Source organism: Pelosinus baikalensis, assembly GCF_020819555.1.
Taxonomy (GTDB): domain Bacteria; phylum Bacillota; class Negativicutes; order DSM-13327; family DSM-13327; genus Pelosinus; species Pelosinus baikalensis.
On sequence record NZ_JAJHJB010000034.1, the window covers coordinates 33,088 to 52,721 of the forward strand.

Below are 19,634 nucleotides of genomic sequence, written 5' to 3' on the forward strand. Positions count from 1 at the left end.
TCCTTATCAATTGGGGTGACAAATAAAAGATAGCTTGCTCCTCTTCAGGAGAAAGGTAGTTGAAGTAGCGCATTATGAAGTACGTTTACGTAAATGATGGACCACAAAAGTACCAAGGAATATGACAATCAACGTAGAGAAAAACACGACTTGGCTGACATGATAATTAAAAACAGATGCCATCATTTTCGCACCAATTATACCAATTATAACATACGCTGTAGTTTCCAGTTCAGGATAACGTTCAATCAGCGTCAAGAAAATCTGCGCCACCCCTCGCATCATCATGACCCCGAAAATCCCCCCCAGGTACAATACCCATACCTGATCACTAACCCCAAAAGCAGCCAACACACTGTCAATACTAAAAGCAATATCCATCATCTCAACGGCTAATACAGTACGCCAAAAACCATGGGGCGCTTCTGGAACTGCTGTTTCATCATCTTCCTTATTCTTTTTCATAAAGAACTGAATTGCCATCCACAGTAGATATAAAGCACCAGCAGCCTTTATCCACCAGATCTTAATTAAATAGGTTCCCACCCCAATGGCAATAAAACGAAAGAGGTATGCACCTAAAATACCATAAAACAATGCCTTTTTCTGCTGATCTTTCGGCAAATGCTTTACCATAATTGCCAGCACTAAAGCATTATCCGCTGATAAAAGCCCTTCCAAAACAATCAGGCTGCCAATAATGGCCCAGTTCATTGGATTATAAATAACTCCGAGAAACTCCGTCATATTAAAAAAATGGGAATAGTTCCCTAAAATTCCTGTAATAAATTCAATCATTTATTGATGCTCCTCTTAATCCTTCAAATTTTATTATTTACTTGGCAGGAATCAGGCTTTTTGCCCACTCACCAAAGGCTTTCGGATTTCGCGTCTGAATCAAAACTACACCCGGTCCTTTAAAACGGCAGACCAGCATTTCCCCCGATGTAAAACTAGATATCCAACCGGATGTTGCCTTTTCAATTTTATAATCCATATAATCCGGCCAGGCAACCAGATGATTATTATCAATAATCCGTTCTTCTCCCGCCTCCAGATTAATGGCATGAATCGCTCCATAGGAGTTTAAAAATACAGTTCCTTTACCACTTACTTTCAGTGTAAAAAAGCCCTCTCCCGAGAACATCCCCTGCATTAAATTCTGCATTTTACTAGAGACTTCAATTCCCGTAGAACCAGCCAAAAAGCCATCTTTTTGCACAACCAAACTATAACTGCCATCTAAATCGACATCGATAATATCACCAGGTATGGATGGGGCTAAGGTAACTTCACCAGAACCACGCCGTGCAGTAAGAGTCTGAAAGAAAAACTTTTCTCCTGCCAGCATCCGCCCAATACCACCTAAAAACCCGCCTTCCATTTTACCTTCCACATCAATACTTGTGGACATCGACACCATAGCATCCGATTCTGCTTTTAAAAAATCGCCCTGCCTTAATTGAACTTTTAATAATGGAAAAGCACCCGGATATAAAATCTCGTAATCCACAATAAACCTCCACCGTAAATCAACTGTTCTTGGTCATTTCATCACTATTTTTTACCAGCAGTCCAATTAAAGCCAAAACCATAGGCCTTATCCAGCTCTTTATGACCGCCAAAATATCTTTCCAGTTTTGTCACAACTAATTGTTGATTTTTATTTTCAATTTTTATTAAACCACACATGATTTTACCTTTATCCGGATTATCGAGACGAATGATAATATCAGCACCGCTTTGCTGCTTGACCGTAACTACACCTTTAGCTGATTCCCAATTAGGTGCTCCTTCATAGATGTAAGCAAAGACGATAACAAAATCCAATGCTTCCATTTTGGTGAATCGTAAGTTCTCACCATCTGCACTCTGTCCTGTTCGATCGTCTTTATCCAAAGCGATATAGGGAGAAGAGGATAAAGAGCCAAATAATTCACCCAATGCCTGAATCACACCCTGACTGCCATCTTTTAAACGATACATACAACCTAAATCAAGATCGAGAGTGGATTTAGACAAAAAGGAAAACATACCTTTTTTCTCTATCGTTGAATCCCATTGCAAATTAACTCGCAGCTCCCCGGTTTTCTTCGTCAGATCAATTGCATGAGAGTCGCCGCTTTTGGTAAGGTTGATTGCTGCTGGAATTTTAGTTTTCTTCGTCATGTCGATTTTATCAAAAAAGCTCATATCCATAATCCTTTCTATCCGTTTATCAATTCGACTTTATTGCACTATACCACTATCACAGCATAAGGTAAATAATGGAAAACACAAAGAATACAAAGCAGACACCAATCCTCTTTGTATTCTTTGTGTCCGCGGTAGCGGCCTAACGCCTCGTGTCTTTCTATAGCAGCTGCTATTTAACCTTCAAAATACTTGTCAACAAATCCTTGCAAACCAGAATTGTATCCTTGTCCTACAGCTTGAAATCTCCATTGACCATCTTTTTTGTATAACTTGCCAAACTCAATGGCTGTTTCTTTAGAGAAATCTTCATCCAGTTCATATTTCGCAACTTCTTTATTTGTGTCTTGATCATAAAGGCGAATAAAGGCATTGCTAACTTGTCCAAAATTTTGTCTTCTCTTTTCTGCCTCATGGATAGTAACGACAAACACCAATTCATTAATAGCACTATCTACTTTGGCTAGTTCTACAAGAATGGTTTCATCATCTCCATCGCCCTGACCCGTAAGATTATCACCAGTATGCTTAACTGCACCGTCAGGAGAAGTTAGGTTGTTATAAAAGATAAAGCTTTTCTCACTTGGTATTTTCCCATTTGCCCCCAACATGAAAATAGAAGCATCTAAATCAAAATCAACTCCTGTATCGGTGCTGTTTGTATCCCAACCTAAACCTACACCAACTTTTTTCAAACTAGGTGCTTCTTTAGACAAATTGATTCTTTCACCTTTACTTAAATTGATACCCATAAACTACCTCCTAAATTAAATTAAAATTCTATTAAGCGACACTTAAGCCAAAATTTGTACAAAGTGCCGATAAACCGCCCTGGAAGCCGCTGCCGATAGCATTGAATTTCCACTCACTGCCATTGCGATAAACTTCTGCTAAGACAATCGCCGTTTCAATGGAAAAATCTTCTCCTAAATCATAGCGAATGAGCTCTGCACCTGTTTCTTCATTGAGTACGCGAACGTAAGCATTGCCAACTTGTCCAAAATTTTGTTTACGAGCATCCGCATCGTGAATGGTAATGGTAAACGCAATTTTTTGCACATCAGCAGGAATTTTCGAAATATCAATTTTGATTTGCTCATCATCCCCGTCACCCACACCGCTGCGGTTGTCACCGGTATGTACCACTGCTCCTTGTGCCCCTGTTGGGTTATTGTAAAAGACAAAATCCTTCTCATCTTTCACTTTTCCAGCTTCTCCAAGAATAAATGCAGAAGCATCTAAATCAAAATCATGACCGCCATCGTACTTATTGGTGTCCCAACCTAAACCGATAATAATATTCTTTAAACCAGGATTACTTTTTGTTAAATCTACTTTCTGTCCCTTACTTAAGCTCACTGCCATTTCATTACCCCCTGTTTATTATTAACTATATCGCTTAACTACAGCACTAATCGAAAGATCCTGCGTACTCTCGCCAAGAGCGGCAAACTTCCACTCTCCTTGATGGCGGTACACTTCGCCCACAATCAGTGCCGTTTTACCAGCATAACTTTCCGTCAAATTATAACGGGTTATCTCTTGCATGTCCGATTTATTCACGACTCTAATAAAAGCATTTTTAATCATGCCAAAATCTTGTTTGCGCTTCTGGCAATCATAGATATTGACAACAAATACGATTTTATGAATATTTGCTGGTACCTTTGGTAACTGGATTAAGACTTGTTCATCATCACCGTCACCGCCGCCTGTACGATTGTCCCCCAAATGGGTAACACTGCCGCAAGGACTTTTCAAATTATTAAAGAATACAACATTTTCTTTGCTAGTAAATTTCCCATTGGCATCTAACAATAAAACGGAGGCATCGCAATCAAATTCAGCCTTTTTACCACCACCAAATAGACCACTTAGAAATCCGCCACCATTACCACCAGACTGCTCCACCGGATCCCAGCCTAGGCCAACAATCAACTCGGAAAGTCCAGCATTGCCTTTGGTTAAATCAATCTTCTGACCCTTTTGTAAACTAATTGCCATAACTAACCCCTTTCATGTCAAAATCCCATTACGTGGTTTTGTCCATGTAAATTTCTAATATACATATAATATCACGTAGTTTTAAAAACTACAATACTTATTTTATATTATTTCTAGATGTAGTTGTCACAATTCAACATATTTTTCTATTTTTTTCTTCATCGTAATCTGTTTTCCTATTAGTATTCCACTATCTAGTAATTATATTCATATAATATAATTATAATAATTTTGACATCTAGCATTAAAAAATATTATAATACAAATGAGGTGTATAACATGGAAATAACAAAATCAGTTTTAGAAGGCTTTGCCACAAAATTACTCGATAATGAATTAAAAGTGGAAGATATCCCTTCTATTAAACAATATGCAGACCAAGTAACAGAATTACTAAACAGCAAACTGAACCATCGCCGTAAAGGAGATGAAACCAGCGTTGCAATCACGAAAGCAATGATTAATAATTATACTAAGAATGGTTTACTCAACCCCTCAGACAAAAAGAAATATGACAAAAATCACATTATCCTGCTAAGCCTAATCTACCACCTCAAACAAGTTCTTTCTCTAGATGATGTGAAAACCATCTTTAATCCAATTTTAAGAACCCTAGGTCATCCAGAAGAAAAAACATCCATTATTGCCCTTGATGATATTTACAGAGCATTTTTAGAGTTTCAAAAAGAAGAGTACTTCGATGCTTGTAATGATTATGAGGATCGCTTTAATAGAGTTTGCGAAAAAATCAATAATCCCTTCGAGAACAACGCAAATAAAGATATGGTAGAAAAATTTCTAACTGTATTACTGCTGGTAGCCGAAGCTACTGCCGCAAAACAGCTCGCCGAAGAAATGATCGATACCTATTTTAAAGTGCAAGACTGAAAAGACATAAACGAACAATCATTCTTTTTTGGGTTCGCTTCACAAAAACATATAAAAAGGAACCACAAAGGCGCAAAGGACACAAAGGGGTATTTACAACTTATTTTTTTGTGTGCCTCAGCAGCGGCATTGCGCCTTTGTGGTTCATAATTTCTAGACAATTAAGAAAGCCTTGCAATGATTTTCAGCATCATTGATAGGGCTTTCTTTTTCTTCACATAAGTATTAAATTAATAAGGCGTCTTGGGTAAGCCTAATCTAAATTTCCCCCGTGTTTCAATCCCTCCCACGCCATCGGCACCTGTTACGGATGCAGTGATGGCATCACCGATATCAACCGTTCGATTGATGGGAGTTATGCAAATGCTATTTTTTTTATAAGCATATACGAAAAACTCCCCAGCTTAGGAACTAGGGAGTTCATTTGTTTTACTTTTAAAGAATACAATCATAATATGGTATTTTTTTGGGATAAAGCTGTTTTTCTTGAAGATCTTTTTATTCCAAAATAAAAAACCTCTTACTCAATTAAGAGTAAGAGGTTTACATGCTATTCATTAACTAGTTTATTAACCAATTTAATAATTTTTTGCCCTGCCTCAAATAAGAAGTCTATCGACTCTTTAAGATCTTCTTCAGATCGTTTATCATCAGTCAACCATGCCATCATGCTTCCAAGCCCTTTTACAAGCTCATCTAGACTTTCTAAGTATAAATCTATTATTGCTTTATCTACTTCTCGTACAGCTTTGTTTTTAATGTCAATTGATGAGACAAGCACATTTGCCGTTTTAGTCAATTTTTTAACTTCTGTAATGATAGTAGTTGTAACGTCATCGTTCAATTCTTCGCTATTAATAATGCTCTGTAAGTAAGATACTAATTGGTTCAACGATATTGAGATTATCGGTAAATATTTAAGAAGAGAATTGATTACATCCTGTTTGGAAAGGACTTCATCTCCTTTATAAGAGCGTTCCATTTATAATCCCCCTCCACAGTTTGGACAATATTTGTATGTATTCGGACTAACAACTCCACATTTTATGCATTTTATTCTATGAATTCGTTTACATCTTGCACATAAAAGCCCGTTTGGTCGAAGTGGGACACCGCATTCATTGCAAGCTTCCAGTGCAAATGCATGTTTAATTGCATTCTCAATGGCATCTATTATTTGCTTATCCTCACATTTTCCAACCACGCCTATTAGTCTATTTTTACTTATTGTTCGAGCGTGATTACATAATAAGACGCCATCTTGGGGGGCGAAATAATGCCCTTTATCTTTTAAATCACTAATTCCATTAGCGTCTTGCACGACAGATTTAATCGGGATTGAAATATTAAAAGGACCAACCCTTACTTTTTCTTCTTTTCTAGTCATTGGGATAACCATAACTACCGATGCCGTTTCATTCATTAGCGTGTTAGAAATAATCAGAACCGGTCGGCATCCTCCTTGTTCGGATCCTTCAACCGGTTCTAAGTTCGCCCAATAAATTTCCCCTCTTATAGGTATCAACACACATGACATTTTTCTATCTCCAATGTAATTTTATCTGCCTCGGCAGAAATCTTTACGAACTTTTCAGCAAAATAAGTATCTTCATCTACAGCCGACGCATAAGCTTGTTCCAATTCGTTCATAAACTCAAGATCTGCTTTTGCTTCTTTAATTATATGAGAACAATATGAATATAATTTTGCAGTAGCCATTGTTAAACCCATAGACGTCGCAGCTAGTTTCAAAAATAAATTAGGGTTAGCCTCTAGCGTTTTTGCCATATCTAACACTCTCCTTTGTAGCACTATTATCACCTCTTTACATTTTTTTGTCAATACTATTGTTATGAAAGCCTATGCAATCTGAATATTATTATGCCCAAACAATACTCAAAGTAAAAAAAACATCAGGAAAGTTCTTTGTACAAATAAATTCATTTTCCTATCATTCTTTATCCGTACATGTAAATCGAATTGTGGATAGGTATGAAATAAAAAGCTACCTTACTCATTTAAAAGCAAGGCGACTTTTGTGTGGATAACTTTTATTATATTGCGGTACCATCCCAGGGACATTTCACATTGGCAAGCGCTTGTCGATTTACTAAAATATAAAAAATAACTTATCTGTTTTCCTAGTATAGTTTCTAGACTACCTATGCGGGCTAACCTAAAAGTTATCTATGACAATCATCTTCATCAGCCAATTCACGAGCTATTCGAAGGAGCTCGCGTTCTATTCTTTCTATTTCTTCGACTTCACATTCTAATCTTTCTAATCTATTTTCGTCTTCATGGCAATTTCCGTGTGACATAAATTAATACCTCCTATGATAATATAATATGTTTCTGAGGTGTTAAAGATGAAACCAACCAACGCTTTTTCGATATTTTCAACCAAATAAAAAGCACCGCCTACCTAAGTAGACGGCTCTTTTGTTTGTGGATAGCTTTATTTTAATTAAGAAAATATTACCTAACCCATTACCGCTAAAATGCTATTCTGCGCTATTTTCGGCTGCATTTTTAGTAAAAATTTCTTGCATGACACCCAAAATGGAATGTTGCTTATAACAATGAGACAATACAGCTAATTAGCTCTGATTACATAGCACTGAACACCTTCATATTCATAACCATTACTTCCTTTACCAAGCTCATCAAAATTCGTGGTATAGAAGTGATCACCTGTTGAACTATTGTAGTACCGGTGCAAAGCTCTCGTCTGCGGATGGCGTGAACTATAAACATAACCTTCGATACCTTCGTACACATAAGAAGCATTCCCTTTACCAAGCTCATCAAAGCTTGTAGTGTAGAAGTGATCTCCGCTTGAGCTGTTCAAGTATCTACGTAAGGGAACCGTACCCCGGTGACGAGAGGTGTATACATAGCACTGAACACCTTCATATACATAACCATTACTTCCTCTACCAAGCTCATCAAAATTCGTGGTATAAAAGTGATCACCTGTTGAGCTACTATAATACCGGTGCAAAGGCTCCATATTCGGATGATGCGAGGCATAAACATTTAAGCCTGGCAACAATAATAACATACCTACCAGAATAAAAATAAAATTTTTCTTCATTATTCAACGTCCTTTTAGCGTAATTTACGAATGAGATTGTTCAAGAATAATTAGACTAAAAACCACTAATCTGCTTATCTATTTTTATGACGAATAGAAATTTTCAAGTTACATAAAATTAGCCATAACATCATCATTAAAATCAATTGTTGGATGAACCAATTGCAATCCCAATAAAAAAAACGGTAATGCACGCATTTCATTTTCATGGCGTTTATTTCACACTTTTGTCGCTTGTGTCAACCGCAATCATTCTCATGGGAATGTTGGTACATGGTGATTGATCCATTACCATTATGTAGTGGCTAAGCTTCTATGGCTGATGCGCTAAAACCTATTTGCATCGTACCTAGCATTGTGAAGATGGTTACTTTTTTAACTAGATTTTACATAAGAAACCACTCCCCCTAATTTGTTATTTTAAGCATAACATGAGTATATGACAAAATTGTGACTGAATAGAACCTTTAAATTTCCAGGGGATATTTCTTATATGATTGAAATATCTATCTTATACACAAGAGACCATGTGTCTGTATAAATATTGTGTGATCCATGTGTATTTAACATAAGTAATACAACTGAAAACGAAGCCAGTAGTGCGTCTACTTGTTAATTCTAGCTGCGATAACTGTACACCTCACTTTATATATTGCAATAGGCATAATTAAGTAAATTTTGCTACTGAGCATATAAAAAAACTGCCTTACTCATTTTATAGAGCAAAGCAGTTTTTTGGAGATTATTAACGTGTGAGCAAATATCCCCCTGCAGCAGTACCAAGTATCCATCCAATCCGCTCCTTCTTCCGAGCGGATTTTTCTTTATCTATTTCCTTTTTATTTACTGCAGCCTGCTTCTCTAGTTCCTGATTAGCAATTAATCTTGCTTGAGCATTTGCCATGTCGGTTACGTCTATTTTAGTAGTAGAAGATGTAGAAAATCTAAGCTCTCCATTCTCGCCTATTTTAACGTCAGGCTGTCCAGATACATTGGGAACCTCAACCTCTTGACCATTCACTATTGCAATAACCTTACCTTGACGTTCCACAAATTGCAGAATAGCCCCCTCCTGGCTAGGGGATTGTACGGCAACCTCTCTAATGGTCTCGGTTTTAGTATTTATGATTTGTGGGGGCAACGTAACAACTGTTTGCGTATTGGCTTTCTGAGCTTGCTCAATGATGTGTTGCTTCCACTCCTTGTATTCAGCATTACCAAAATAAAACAGGACTAGCAATACTGCTAGCCCCAAGATATATTTCCAGTTGTTTGCGATAAACGACTTGCTTGCATCTAGATTGATCATATTAATACCCTCCCACATAATCAGTGATGCCCCTAGCAATCGCCCTAGCATACCGATCTTGCCAAGTCGGATTTGCTAACAAGGCGTTTTCTTCTTCATTGGAGAGAAATGCAGTCTCGACCAAGCATGCTGGTGCATCGGTATAGACAAGTACATAAAATTTACTTTCCTTATCCGGATCGCCATCTGAGTAATCAGCTCGTCCTGCTCGATCAGGAAACTCACCAGCAACCTGGTTAAATATTTTTGTTGCTAGGATATCCCCCTGGGTCTGCCCTGGGGAAGTCCAAACCTCGTAACCTTGTGCCGATGAACTACCTGCACTATTGCAGTGCAGACTAACAAATAAGTCAGCTCCCCAAGAGTTTGATAAGTTAGTACGATAACTTAAGTCGTCAGTTTCTGGCTGCTCATCCTGGGTTCTGGTCAACAAAACTTCATACCCCACTGCTTGCAGGTACCGCTGGACCATAAAAGCCATTGATAAAACCACGTCTGATTCTCTGAGTCCTGTAAACGGTGATACTGCGCCAGGGTCTGTTAATCGCCCTGCGTGTCCTGGATCAATTACAATACGCATAATTATTCCCCCTCATGTAAATTTGGTGTATTGGTTGCTTTCTGCATTTTTCGTATGGCTGCTACCTCAGCATCGATGATCCAGCCGATCAGTGCACCAGGTACCAAAATGCGGCGCCACCCTAAAATGTCATTAATCTGCTGGATTGCTACCCTTCGTTTTTCAATATTCTCCATGTTGTCTGCAAACCGATCTAGCTCAAAAACAATACCTCGAATTGATTCTTTTAGCCTGCCATCTTTTAGTTTCGCAAATATCACGAACAGTCCCATAGCTAAAAGATTAGCCGCTAGGATTATCCCAGCGGCTACATAAGCAATTTGTAATTCTCTTGTAATCAATTTAATGCCCCCTATTTAAAACAAAATTTACCATAGTAAATACAACCCCAATTACGGTACCGACAATTGTGGCGATCAGTCCTGCAGAGGCCCGTATACCATCGATACGATGATGGGCCGATTTGCTACTTTCCGTCACGGCCACGATCGCTTTCCCTTGTTCCTTAATCTCATTCTGACACGTAGGACATGCTTGCAATAAAGAATCCTGTTTGGTTTCTACTCGGGTAATTCGTTCTAGCATCTCGCGTGATATTTTGGTCTGATCCCTGATATGATGCTCCAGCATCTGCTTTAACTCTCGTTCATCCATCCTCTCACCTCTTCATCAAAATAAAAAAATACTGACCAAACGTCAGCAAGGTTCACGGGATCGGTTCATATTTCACCTCATAAAAAATAGAGCCTCAAGGCTCCTACTTATTACGACCACAATCTCAATCTGTGCATAAATACAAAATCATGCTATAATTTTACATAATCGGAAATTATTATTATTTTAATAAAGGAACGGTGACTTTAATTGATAAATCAATGTCAAATTTGCGGTAATATAGAAAACAACTCCTTTCATATTGCGAATGAAATGCAATTAGGATTAATGGACGAATTCACGTACTTAGAATGTGGGAATTGCGGCTGCGTACAATTAATTAACATTCCTGCCGACTTTTCAAAATACTATCCAAAAGACTATATTTCTCTTATTGCATCTAAACCAAAAACAATATGGAAAAGATATAAATTACGCAAGAAAACATTACATTTTCTTAACTACCCTACATTAATTGGCAAATTATTATGCTAGGGAAAAATAAACCGAATTATATAACATGGGCTAAGAAAACACAGATTAATCCTTCGTCAAGGATACTTGATGTTGGATGTGGTATAGGAAACCGATTACGCGAAATGCTAGACGCTGGATTTACAAATTTAACTGGTGTTGATCCTAATATTAAACAGGACATTGTTTATGAAAATAAAGTTAAAATTTACAAATCAGAAATATTTGATATTAATGATAAGTTATTTGATTTAATTATGTTACATCATTCATTTGAACATATGTCGAATCCTGAGCAAGTTTTAAATAAAATATATGACCTTTTACCTCCTAATGGACATGCGCTTATTCGCATACCTGTTGCGTCAAGCTATGCATGGCGACATTATAATATTAATTGGGTGCAATTAGATGCACCTCGCCATTTATTTTTACACACTGTTAAAAGTATCGAATTGCTTGCTAAAAAAGCAAAGTTTACTATAAAGGATATAATATGGGATTCATCTGAATTCCAATTTACAGGTAGTGAAAGCTATACAAAAGGAGTTCCTTTAAATAAGCTTAAAAAATCAAATTTTTCACAAAATGAAATCCATCGATATCGTGAGAAGGCGCAAGAATTAAACCTAAAACATGATGGTGATCAGGCATGTTTTTATTTACAGAAGATAATTTAAATTAATAGAGGAGCTACTTGCTATGACTAATTACCAAATGCATAATAATCCGCTGATGCCAGATTTCCTGCCCCTTTATTATCCCACCTATCTTCTTTCACGCTAAAGCCTGAAATATTCTTACTGTCCTTTAAGACACGCCAAATATATGCGCTTTCTCCTATCCAGTCGGGCTGACTAATTATAACATTTTTACAAACCGTCGGAAATTGTACAGGAAAAGCGATCGCTGCACCTACAGTATGGCTCCCCATGGAGCCCAAATTGCCAGTAATTGTCCCCCATATTTCCATATCCCCATTCGACCACTTGCGCCAATAATAATTTACGCCACTGCCAGACGACACAATAGATGCTGCTGTTCCTGCAGTTGTCGTTATTGACAGGTTACCCGAACCATCAAAATTGCCAGCTCCTGTAACGGCTCCAGTTAATGCAATTTGTCTTGCACTCGCTAACTTTGTCGCAGTTCCTGCGTTGCCACTAACGCTAGTCTGCGCCGGATGCACATGCCCTTCTCTTGCAAATTTACCATTATCTGTACCGGCGTTGGCAGTTCCAGCAACAACCGGCGCAGCACTAGACGCCATAGCGTGACCGTAATTAGCAGCAGTTGATACTCCGTAAGTTGTCGCAGTTGATGCATGGGCAGTCGGCGTCATACTACTTGGCGCACCGTTTATATTAGAGTAAGCAATCTTTGGTCCTTGGCCGGTCGTCCCATTATGACTGTGACCGGACGTACCAAATAAGGTATTAATAGTGGCTAATGTAATTGCCGGTGCATCATACCAGTTTGTCGCACCAGTGATTGCCTTAATCCTCCCTGCAAGCCAGGACAGCAATTGCGTGATTGTCCCCGCATTAGCAGGTGACGCTAAAGCCTGGTTTACTGTTCTGCTGCCAATTGCAGTATCATCAGCAGCACCAGCTGCAAGTCCGGCATTAGTTATCTTTGGACCATTCCCGGCAGTTCCGTTGTGATTATGACCAGTTATACCAAGTTTTCCGTCGATAATATCCATATTCGCATTCAAATCTGTAATATCAACAACGTCAGTACCATCCGGTTTATTTAAATTCAAATTTGGTGTTTGTTGCATATTCTATCCTCCATAAGTTCGTATTTGGCTCCACGTACGTGTGCCTGCTTCATTCCAAATCAGTGGTTTAAGCATGTTCCATACCGTATAGGTGTAACTGATTTCATAGCCCAAATGCGCTGGCTTGATCTCATTCAACATAGCTAAAAATCCCGCCATGTTAGGCGGGATTCCCAAGACACCTATAAACTTTACTTCGAATCGATATTCTTCCGGATACTCAATCACATCTACCTCGCCACCGGAAAAGGCAATAGCAACACTCTTGATTCTCTCTTTGGTAGACGTGCCGGATCCTCTTAATTTGGCTTGAATGATTTCACGGCGGCGGACGTAGGAATTACTTCTGTCAGTAGCAAGCCCTAATTCATATTCCCAATAATCTAAGCCCCATGTGGCTGTCTTAATGAAAAACTGATCTAATAGATTCGGCAAGGCGTAATAGCGCAATTCCCCGATATCTTCGGCAATCGTGCCTTGCAGTTTAAGCATTTCAGGAGATTCCCAATAATAGCGTGGCAGATATCGCATCAGATCGGGTATTTGGTATTCCGGCTGTTCTTTACCCGCTTCCAAGTCACCATAGATGAAGGAAGAATATAAAAGTTTTCCGTATGCCATATCACACCCCCTTAATCTGGTTCCATGTTAATCCAGCTGGCAAGGGATTCGCAGCAATTGCCTGTTTTACCCGCAAAGGCGTCATGTATTTTACATTGCTTGTACCTGTTTCAGCTTCCGCTTGTGTGGCGATATCCATAACCGGAGCATGCACGGTCTGGCTATGATCATACGCTATTTTACCCCTATCGCCTCGATAAGCTGTTGCGGATGTTTCTCCCAGCGCCAAAGAAGATTTTCCTGTCCATGCTGTTTTCTCAGTATCTGTGACGAAACGGTAATCCGCACTTTGCGTAATAACTGTTGCAAGGAACTTGCCGTTGGCATCCAGACGTAAAACTTTATTAGCCGTAGCCACTGTTACGACTTCGGATGCAGCCAGTTTCTGACCGATGAGATTAGTTATCGTAGCTGAAAAGTTAGGATCGTTACCCAAGGCATTAGACAGCTCATACAGCGTGTCGAGCATTTCCGGTGCGCCACTTACAATCGCAGCAATACTTTGGTCAATGTAGTTGGTGAGTGCTGTTCGCAAGGCTTGTAAACGGTTAGCCGTATCATGGGCATCAGTCACATTCGCTGTATGGGTATTCAGATTACCTTGTACAGCATTGGTCTTAGTTGTAGCATCACTAGCTGCTGTGGCAATTGCTACATTCTTGGCAACATCTGCTTTAGCCTGTGCACCTGCTGGGGTTTCAGCGCCAATTTGCGTTACAGTTACATTGTGTGGGTTAGTCTTGTTATTTGTATGAGTAGTCAGGCGAGTATCAAGACCATGTATGGCTAGATCATTCGTCACTTTATACCGCTCCACTTCCGTTTGCGTGGCTGTCATGGATTGCTGCAGCACATTGACATCATCAGCCTCCACGGTATCCCCTGGAGTTTCATAGGTCACATAAACCTTCGCCACATCGGCAAACACCTTGATATGTCGGCGCCAAGGCGTTTCCGAAGGAACCGAGATAATATAATTTATGACCTCTTGTCCAGTCAGCTTGGAACCAGTGTATACTCTAATCGTTGTATTGGTAATGTTATCGTGGGCAAGCAGACCTTCATATTTTCCTGCCGTAAGCGGTAATTGTTCCTCAATCACGTAGACGCTGCCGTCTGTTTTTTTGTTTAGCTTGGCGTCAAATTGATCTATTTGATTCGGGTAAGCCATACGCTACACCTCCAGGTCAATATTGCCTAGTACCGGGATTTCCTCGCCGGACAGGGTAATATTAGCGGCAGCGCCATTAAGTTTTAGTTCACTGTAATCATCCACGCCAGGAATAGCAAACAGTAAAGTGCCTATACGAGCATGGCTGACGTAAGTACTGGAAAAGGCAATTTCCTTTAAGTATCCGTCAACAGCCGATAAGAAAGCATCATACACAGCTTGCAAAGCATATCCAGGAGCCATGACGATTTTTGCTGCCACATTAATGCTCTTGCCAGTTGCCGATACTACTGTTACCGTAGCACCAATAGGACGAACAGTTTCGATATATTCAGCCACTGTTGTAACAAGGGCAGGTATAGCAGGTTGAATATCTGAATCGGCAATTGCTATTTTAACTGTTCCATTACCTTGCCAAAGCGGGAATACTTTTGCATCACCAACACCAGCCACCTCACGCGCCCATTGTTTGTAATGATAGATATTGCCAGAGGTAATTGGCTGCCGTACCCTGAAGTGATACCGTTCCTTCAAGGACGTGTCTGTTTCCTCCTCTTCGCCCTGTGTGATAATATCCGCCAGTTCAGCCTTAGCCAAACCAGGAATATAGTTAAGCGACAAAAGTTCACCATACGGTCGATTACCCGCATCACCAGAAACTTCACATTGTAGTGAAAATTGTCCTACACTTAGCCTTTCGACAGCAACATAATTTATCTCTTCCAACATAAAACGTGAACCGATTGGAATATCCATGGGTACATCATTAGCAGTATACAAAAAAGCCTTACGTAAGGCATGAATAGCTGGCTGTCGGTCAATTCCCATTTCGGTTGTGCGCATTTCTAAGTATTCTTCGTGTGCTGTATCTGCAAAGGCGCGTTCTAAAACTTTATCAAATTCAATGTAGGCTTTCTCTAATTCTTTGGCTGCTGGAGCCAGCGCATCATAAATGATGCTACCTTCGCGCTTATCAATCGTATCTGGCACTCGAGCAAGCATCTTGTTTATGATCTTTTCATATGTCATTTCACTATATATGCGTGCCACTTATATCGCCCCCTCAATGGCTATGATTCCGGCAATGGTATCCACGGTAAATCCGGCGAATATTTCATCTCCATTGGGTTTTATATCAAAATCATAGACCTTGCTTATCCGACTGTCATAAATCAAAGCTTCGGTAATCATCCGCTTAACCTCGGATCGCAAAAATTCATTGGAGAATCCTTTGCCCATCAGATTCCTTACTTCACATCCATAGGCATCTGTATAGATCGAATGATTGAATCTTATGGTAAAGATGGCCTTACGGATAAACTGCTCTATCGCTTTCCGCCCGTCGATCATACCGCCGATTTTACCTGTATCGAAGTCCAGCGCATAAGTTTTTGACGGTTGAATAGTCAGAGAGGTAATCACCGGCACCGTAATATCAGGCGTTAATGCCATGTTCTCCCTCCTTTAGTACTGAACAATTCGGTCACATATCCAGTATTTTTGACCACCAGCAAAACGTATGACCATTACCCTTTCACCAGCAGCAAGTTCATTTAAAAATTCCAGCTCTGAATTATCCAGTACAATACTGGTTAGGTCGTGCTGATGCGGTCCTTCCCCTCTTAAGGTTTCCTCATCCGTAATGTCTGTCGATGAAAGCTTCACCTTTCGCTTATGCTTTGTCAGAAGTTCGGCAACCACAATCAGCTCTTTAGGTATGACAAGATTGCCATTCCCTTTAAGCCTTATCGATAGACCTGGTGGAGGTGTTAGGACAACCGCCTCAAATACTTCTACCGGATTTCCACTGGCCGCGACATCTTTGGCAGCCTGTTTAATTAGATCAAGCAAATTACATCACTCCGTTTTTATTTCTACTTCTGGCAGTTCATCAGTCTCTGATAAATCAATGTTCATGGTATGGCTGTTACCTTTAAAAACATGAGTATCACTGTCAACATAGTACCCTTGCCAGATATTCATATCTCTGATGATCAAATGTATGGCCGTACCGGTTAACACGCCAGTATCACCTATACAACTAATAGACAATTTATTCATGACCTTACCTTTATCAGCCATAGCCTTATTGACACGCTCCTGGAGCTGAGCAGAATTTAGCTTATCAGTCACTTTTTCATAGTATTGAATCGTACCGATATCAGCTGCAAGGCTATCATTTTTAGCCTTGATCGTGATTGCCGACTTTTCTTCACCGGCTACCATTACAACCGACGTGGCCGAATCTTCAATACTGGTATCCAATGTGAAATCAAGTAAATTGACCTCATCTTCAATGACAATATAGTTTACCTGGTCAAGCTTTTCAGCCAGATAAATATTGCCTCCGGAGCTGCCAAGATAAAACCGCCGGCCGGTCTGTTTGAACGTGGCATAAATAGCCTTATAAGCAATGTCGTATAATGTTTCCCCATCAACTACCAGTGCTGGTATCCGATACTCTGTGTCTTTGATCTCACCCATTGGTATTTGATAGTCACCACACAACCGCTGGATAATTTGCGTTGCTGTTTGATTCGTAAACACGTAGGAATTTTTATTTTTCACCAGGTAGATCATTTGATCGTAAGCCTTGATCGACTGGTTAAAGGACTTATTTTTACTCTGCGTAAATACAGTGCCTCTAAAATATTCCGCCGTTTCATTCATAAACAGCAAAGTATGACCTTCTTGAATTAGTAGCCATTCATGCAAGCCCCGGCCAGTATTAATCAGTGTAATATCCAGCGATCGAGGAGCTGTACTCTTTGCCCCTTTCCAGGTAATGGACTGCACATAATCGCTTATATCGTGCTGAGCCTCTTTAGTTATCCATAGTACTTTATACACTCATATCGCCCCCGGCCTGGTTGGTTTGGTTTCATATACTAGCACACCATTGACATCTTTTAGCACCCGAGGTGTAACGACCTTATATTCTTTTAGTGACAAAGAGTAATAAAGGGTACCGACATCACCGGCACGCTCTGAATAGGAAAACTCCTCAATGGAACAAAGATAATTGATTTCTGTTTCTGTAACAATGAAGCGAATTGGCTTGTAACTTGCCCGCCATTTATTAATCACTTCTACATAATAAGCTGGCTCTTTCAACTGGCCGTCTGTGACATTCAAATACGGTCCAGGCATTAAAGGAAAAAAACATTCAAAGCCGAAGGTCATTGCCTTCGGCTTCTGTAATATGGTAACCTCACCTAAATTAAAAACGTCAGTACTATCATTTTGAGAACCTTGACCAACGGATAATTCAGGCGGATTTACAGGTAACTGCAGAGTTTCTATGCCATTATCAAATGTCAGCCACAATTCTTTAGACATCGTAGACACCTTCCCCGGAGCTATTTAATTGTTCTAGCAGATATGCTTCTACTTGTTTTACAACCTTTGAGATATCACTTTGATTATTGATCGTGACATTACCAAAGAGACTGCCAACATTAACTCTGTTGTCATTGGATGTATTGCTGGATGATGTCGACGTATTCATGATCTGCTGGGTCTTTTCAGGCGATAACTTCCGATATTGCTCCGCTTCTCTAGCAGTAAGGACCGCCTCTCCCTGGTGTAGCTCTGCAATATAACCGTCAAAAGGAACATTTGCAAGTCCATTTGCATGAGATCCATTAATTATTGATCCAGCACTAACTCCAGCATTAGCTAAATCACCAAGATTTGTACTTTGTTGACCACCAAATATGCCAGTGACTTTGTTCCATACATTTTGAGCAGCATCAACAAGTCCACCGATCAAACCAGAAAAACCATTGATGATGCCATTGGCAAAATCTGCCCCAATGTTAAAGGCACCCATAACCAAACCTATAAATAGATTGGTAATATTCTCAACTAAATTATTGAGAGTTTGAATGATAGTAGCTGCCCCTCCGCTAAAGTCACCCGTTAGGATTTGGAAGAATCCTGTTACCATCCCTAACACATAGCTCAGGGCCGTGTGAATGACCATGCCAATGGTACTAAAGATAAAGGAGATAATATCTCCAATCAAGCCAAAGAACGTGGCAAACATCGTATAGATAAATTGTAGGGATGTTATGATAAAAGGTCCTAGATAGCCCCATACTGTTGTAACATAATTTACAACGGCATTGAACATATTCATGATGAAAGTAGCCACGGTACCGGTGATATCTCGAATGCTCATAAAGTTGTTTTTCCAAGCCTGGGCTAATTTCGATACTACGAACCCAACTACTAAAGCAATGGCGATTAAGGGAGCCATGGCCGCTACATTGGCAGTTGCTGTAGCCCAGGCAGCGGAGGCCCAAGCAAAGAAGGCGGGTAGCAAGATCGTTGCGATAACCGCTGCAAATACAGGACCATACACATCAAAGTTATTGGCCAAGTATTCAATTTCATTACCAATCCAAGAAAAAGCGGTCATCACAGCAGCTAGAATTGTAGGCATGTTGGCCGTAATCCAACCGCCAAATCCATTGAGCGCGGGGAGTAGTTTATCCCCTAACGGTACCAATATCCCTGTCTCTAATTGCCTGCCAATCCCAGAAATTGCAGATCCAAAGTCCTTATACTTTACGGCGTTGATTTGCTGCAAAGTATCTGCAGTCGAATTTGCTATACCAGAAGTATCTCCCAAAGCCAGTACCGCTTTGGCGCCTAGATCCTCAAACATCGTGCCAAACAATGCTACGCCAGCCGTATTTTGTGCAACTGGATCTTCCATACCGGCTAATGCCTTAATCACGGTTTGAAATGCTTCTTGTGCTGCAGGACCCCCCTGGGCAAATGCCATAGTCATCTGATCTGCATCAAGCCCCATGGCTGCAAATCCTTCAGCACTAGATTTTGATCCATCTTTAG

Annotated in this window: 27 protein-coding genes; 2 read left to right on the plus strand and 25 right to left on the minus strand. The window is 39.8% G+C overall.

What is annotated here, in order from left to right; translation table 11 throughout:
* Window positions 1–72: 72 nt before the first annotated feature.
* The 6 genes from LMF89_RS19205 to LMF89_RS19230 all read right to left on the minus strand — a co-directional run bounded on the left by LMF89_RS19205 (window position 73) and on the right by LMF89_RS19230 (window position 4,197).
* The gene (locus tag LMF89_RS19205) at window positions 73–798 is read right to left on the minus strand and encodes a TerC family protein (protein ID WP_229536492.1); all 726 of its coding nucleotides are present in this window, start codon (window positions 796–798) and stop codon (window positions 73–75) included.
* 37 nt (window positions 799–835) lie between these two features.
* Complete coding sequence (locus tag LMF89_RS19210) at window positions 836–1,513, minus strand: TIGR00266 family protein (RefSeq protein ID WP_007938758.1); 678 nt, start codon at window positions 1,511–1,513, stop codon at window positions 836–838.
* 44 nt (window positions 1,514–1,557) lie between these two features.
* A complete protein-coding gene (locus LMF89_RS19215) occupies window positions 1,558–2,193 on the minus strand; it encodes a tellurium resistance protein (protein WP_229536493.1) in 636 nt (211 codons plus the stop codon).
* 176 nt (window positions 2,194–2,369) lie between these two features.
* Entirely contained in the window at window positions 2,370–2,945 is a 576-nt protein-coding gene (locus LMF89_RS19220; protein ID WP_229536494.1) for a TerD family protein, read from the minus strand.
* Between the two features lie 31 nt (window positions 2,946–2,976).
* A complete protein-coding gene (locus tag LMF89_RS19225) occupies window positions 2,977–3,558 on the minus strand; it encodes a TerD family protein (protein WP_007958769.1) in 582 nt (193 codons plus the stop codon).
* A 21-nt stretch (window positions 3,559–3,579) separates the two neighbouring features.
* Window positions 3,580–4,197: a TerD family protein gene (locus tag LMF89_RS19230; RefSeq protein WP_007958768.1), complete on the minus strand. Its 618-nt coding sequence runs from the start codon at window positions 4,195–4,197 to the stop codon at window positions 3,580–3,582.
* 279 nt (window positions 4,198–4,476) lie between these two features.
* Here LMF89_RS19230 and LMF89_RS19235 point away from each other — a divergent pair, with 279 nt between their 5' ends.
* A complete protein-coding gene (locus LMF89_RS19235; protein ID WP_007938753.1) occupies window positions 4,477–5,085 on the plus strand; it encodes a DUF1836 domain-containing protein in 609 nt (202 codons plus the stop codon).
* Between the two features lie 230 nt (window positions 5,086–5,315).
* Here the strand turns inward: LMF89_RS19235 and LMF89_RS19240 are convergent, their stop codons facing one another.
* The 10 genes from LMF89_RS19240 to LMF89_RS19285 form a co-directional block, all read right to left on the minus strand.
* Window positions 5,316–5,450: a sporulation peptidase YabG gene (locus LMF89_RS19240; RefSeq protein ID WP_369412648.1), complete on the minus strand. Its 135-nt coding sequence runs from the start codon at window positions 5,448–5,450 to the stop codon at window positions 5,316–5,318.
* A 185-nt stretch (window positions 5,451–5,635) separates the two neighbouring features.
* The gene (locus LMF89_RS19245) at window positions 5,636–6,067 is read right to left on the minus strand and encodes a hypothetical protein (RefSeq protein ID WP_229536495.1); all 432 of its coding nucleotides are present in this window, start codon (window positions 6,065–6,067) and stop codon (window positions 5,636–5,638) included.
* Entirely contained in the window at window positions 6,068–6,622 is a 555-nt protein-coding gene (locus LMF89_RS19250; RefSeq protein WP_229536496.1) for a type II toxin-antitoxin system PemK/MazF family toxin, read from the minus strand.
* A complete protein-coding gene (locus tag LMF89_RS19255; RefSeq protein WP_229536497.1) occupies window positions 6,607–6,873 on the minus strand; it encodes a hypothetical protein in 267 nt (88 codons plus the stop codon). Before LMF89_RS19255 ends, LMF89_RS19250 begins: the two co-directional genes overlap by 16 nt.
* A 395-nt stretch (window positions 6,874–7,268) precedes the next feature.
* Window positions 7,269–7,406: a hypothetical protein gene (locus LMF89_RS19260; protein WP_229536498.1), complete on the minus strand. Its 138-nt coding sequence runs from the start codon at window positions 7,404–7,406 to the stop codon at window positions 7,269–7,271.
* A gap of 275 nt (window positions 7,407–7,681) precedes the next feature.
* A complete protein-coding gene (locus LMF89_RS19265) occupies window positions 7,682–8,182 on the minus strand; it encodes a hypothetical protein (RefSeq protein ID WP_229536499.1) in 501 nt (166 codons plus the stop codon).
* Window positions 8,183–8,927: 745 nt separating this feature from the next.
* The gene (locus LMF89_RS19270; RefSeq protein WP_229534001.1) at window positions 8,928–9,491 is read right to left on the minus strand and encodes a YfgM family protein; all 564 of its coding nucleotides are present in this window, start codon (window positions 9,489–9,491) and stop codon (window positions 8,928–8,930) included.
* A 1-nt stretch (window position 9,492) separates the two neighbouring features.
* Window positions 9,493–10,071 (minus strand): N-acetylmuramoyl-L-alanine amidase family protein, encoded by a 579-nt coding sequence (locus LMF89_RS19275; protein WP_229534002.1) that lies wholly within the window; start codon window positions 10,069–10,071, stop codon window positions 9,493–9,495.
* Between the two features lie 2 nt (window positions 10,072–10,073).
* Complete coding sequence (locus LMF89_RS19280; RefSeq protein WP_229534003.1) at window positions 10,074–10,412, minus strand: hypothetical protein; 339 nt, start codon at window positions 10,410–10,412, stop codon at window positions 10,074–10,076.
* A 1-nt stretch (window position 10,413) separates the two neighbouring features.
* Window positions 10,414–10,725, minus strand: coding sequence for a hemolysin XhlA family protein (locus LMF89_RS19285; RefSeq protein ID WP_229534004.1), 312 nt, complete (start codon window positions 10,723–10,725; stop codon window positions 10,414–10,416).
* Window positions 10,726–11,213: 488 nt separating this feature from the next.
* Between LMF89_RS19285 and LMF89_RS19290 the strand changes: the two genes are divergently transcribed.
* Window positions 11,214–11,879 carry a class I SAM-dependent methyltransferase gene (locus LMF89_RS19290; protein WP_229534005.1) on the plus strand — a complete coding sequence of 222 codons (666 nt, stop codon included), beginning with the start codon at window positions 11,214–11,216 and terminating at the stop codon, window positions 11,877–11,879.
* Window positions 11,880–11,905: 26 nt separating this feature from the next.
* Here the strand turns inward: LMF89_RS19290 and LMF89_RS19295 are convergent, their stop codons facing one another.
* The 9 genes from LMF89_RS19295 to LMF89_RS19335 all read right to left on the minus strand — a co-directional run.
* A complete protein-coding gene (locus LMF89_RS19295; RefSeq protein ID WP_229534006.1) occupies window positions 11,906–12,982 on the minus strand; it encodes a hypothetical protein in 1,077 nt (358 codons plus the stop codon).
* 3 nt (window positions 12,983–12,985) lie between these two features.
* Window positions 12,986–13,603, minus strand: a complete 618-nt coding sequence (locus LMF89_RS19300) for a putative phage tail protein (RefSeq protein WP_229534007.1) — start codon at window positions 13,601–13,603, stop codon at window positions 12,986–12,988.
* A 1-nt stretch (window position 13,604) separates the two neighbouring features.
* Window positions 13,605–14,774: a hypothetical protein gene (locus LMF89_RS19305; RefSeq protein ID WP_229534008.1), complete on the minus strand. Its 1,170-nt coding sequence runs from the start codon at window positions 14,772–14,774 to the stop codon at window positions 13,605–13,607.
* A gap of 3 nt (window positions 14,775–14,777) precedes the next feature.
* Complete coding sequence (locus LMF89_RS19310; RefSeq protein ID WP_229534009.1) at window positions 14,778–15,824, minus strand: baseplate J/gp47 family protein; 1,047 nt, start codon at window positions 15,822–15,824, stop codon at window positions 14,778–14,780.
* Window positions 15,825–16,226 carry a DUF2634 domain-containing protein gene (locus LMF89_RS19315; protein ID WP_229534010.1) on the minus strand — a complete coding sequence of 134 codons (402 nt, stop codon included), beginning with the start codon at window positions 16,224–16,226 and terminating at the stop codon, window positions 15,825–15,827. It abuts the gene before it with no gap.
* A gap of 12 nt (window positions 16,227–16,238) precedes the next feature.
* The gene (locus LMF89_RS19320; RefSeq protein WP_229534011.1) at window positions 16,239–16,625 is read right to left on the minus strand and encodes a DUF2577 domain-containing protein; all 387 of its coding nucleotides are present in this window, start codon (window positions 16,623–16,625) and stop codon (window positions 16,239–16,241) included.
* A 6-nt stretch (window positions 16,626–16,631) separates the two neighbouring features.
* Window positions 16,632–17,624: an XkdQ/YqbQ family protein gene (locus tag LMF89_RS19325; RefSeq protein ID WP_229534012.1), complete on the minus strand. Its 993-nt coding sequence runs from the start codon at window positions 17,622–17,624 to the stop codon at window positions 16,632–16,634.
* Window positions 17,625–18,113, minus strand: coding sequence for a hypothetical protein (locus LMF89_RS19330; RefSeq protein WP_229534013.1), 489 nt, complete (start codon window positions 18,111–18,113; stop codon window positions 17,625–17,627).
* Window positions 18,106–19,634, minus strand: a 1,529-nt coding sequence (locus LMF89_RS19335) for a phage tail tape measure protein (RefSeq protein WP_229536500.1), incomplete at its 5' end; no start/stop codon positions are given. The genes LMF89_RS19335 and LMF89_RS19330, both read right to left, overlap by 8 nt.

Coding starts and splice junctions, on each gene's coding strand:
- LMF89_RS19305 (WP_229534008.1), bottom strand. CDS start 14,774: ATGGCTTACCCGAATCAAATAGATCAATTTGACGCCAAGCTAAACAAA.
- LMF89_RS19235 (WP_007938753.1), top strand. CDS start 4,477: ATGGAAATAACAAAATCAGTTTTAGAAGGCTTTGCCACAAAATTACTC.
- LMF89_RS19260 (WP_229536498.1), bottom strand. CDS start 7,406: ATGTCACACGGAAATTGCCATGAAGACGAAAATAGATTAGAAAGATTA.
- LMF89_RS19265 (WP_229536499.1), bottom strand. CDS start 8,182: ATGAAGAAAAATTTTATTTTTATTCTGGTAGGTATGTTATTATTGTTG.
- LMF89_RS19330 (WP_229534013.1), bottom strand. CDS start 18,113: ATGTCTAAAGAATTGTGGCTGACATTTGATAATGGCATAGAAACTCTG.
- LMF89_RS19225 (WP_007958769.1), bottom strand. CDS start 3,558: ATGGCAGTGAGCTTAAGTAAGGGACAGAAAGTAGATTTAACAAAAAGT.
- LMF89_RS19245 (WP_229536495.1), bottom strand. CDS start 6,067: ATGGAACGCTCTTATAAAGGAGATGAAGTCCTTTCCAAACAGGATGTA.
- LMF89_RS19215 (WP_229536493.1), bottom strand. CDS start 2,193: ATGAGCTTTTTTGATAAAATCGACATGACGAAGAAAACTAAAATTCCA.
- LMF89_RS19285 (WP_229534004.1), bottom strand. CDS start 10,725: ATGGATGAACGAGAGTTAAAGCAGATGCTGGAGCATCATATCAGGGAT.
- LMF89_RS19270 (WP_229534001.1), bottom strand. CDS start 9,491: ATGATCAATCTAGATGCAAGCAAGTCGTTTATCGCAAACAACTGGAAA.
- LMF89_RS19250 (WP_229536496.1), bottom strand. CDS start 6,622: ATGTCATGTGTGTTGATACCTATAAGAGGGGAAATTTATTGGGCGAAC.
- LMF89_RS19230 (WP_007958768.1), bottom strand. CDS start 4,197: ATGGCAATTAGTTTACAAAAGGGTCAGAAGATTGATTTAACCAAAGGC.
- LMF89_RS19275 (WP_229534002.1), bottom strand. CDS start 10,071: ATGCGTATTGTAATTGATCCAGGACACGCAGGGCGATTAACAGACCCT.
- LMF89_RS19315 (WP_229534010.1), bottom strand. CDS start 16,226: ATGGCATTAACGCCTGATATTACGGTGCCGGTGATTACCTCTCTGACT.
- LMF89_RS19220 (WP_229536494.1), bottom strand. CDS start 2,945: ATGGGTATCAATTTAAGTAAAGGTGAAAGAATCAATTTGTCTAAAGAA.
- LMF89_RS19295 (WP_229534006.1), bottom strand. CDS start 12,982: ATGCAACAAACACCAAATTTGAATTTAAATAAACCGGATGGTACTGAC.
- LMF89_RS19255 (WP_229536497.1), bottom strand. CDS start 6,873: ATGGCAAAAACGCTAGAGGCTAACCCTAATTTATTTTTGAAACTAGCT.
- LMF89_RS19205 (WP_229536492.1), bottom strand. CDS start 798: ATGATTGAATTTATTACAGGAATTTTAGGGAACTATTCCCATTTTTTT.
- LMF89_RS19300 (WP_229534007.1), bottom strand. CDS start 13,603: ATGGCATACGGAAAACTTTTATATTCTTCCTTCATCTATGGTGACTTG.
- LMF89_RS19290 (WP_229534005.1), top strand. CDS start 11,214: ATGCTAGGGAAAAATAAACCGAATTATATAACATGGGCTAAGAAAACA.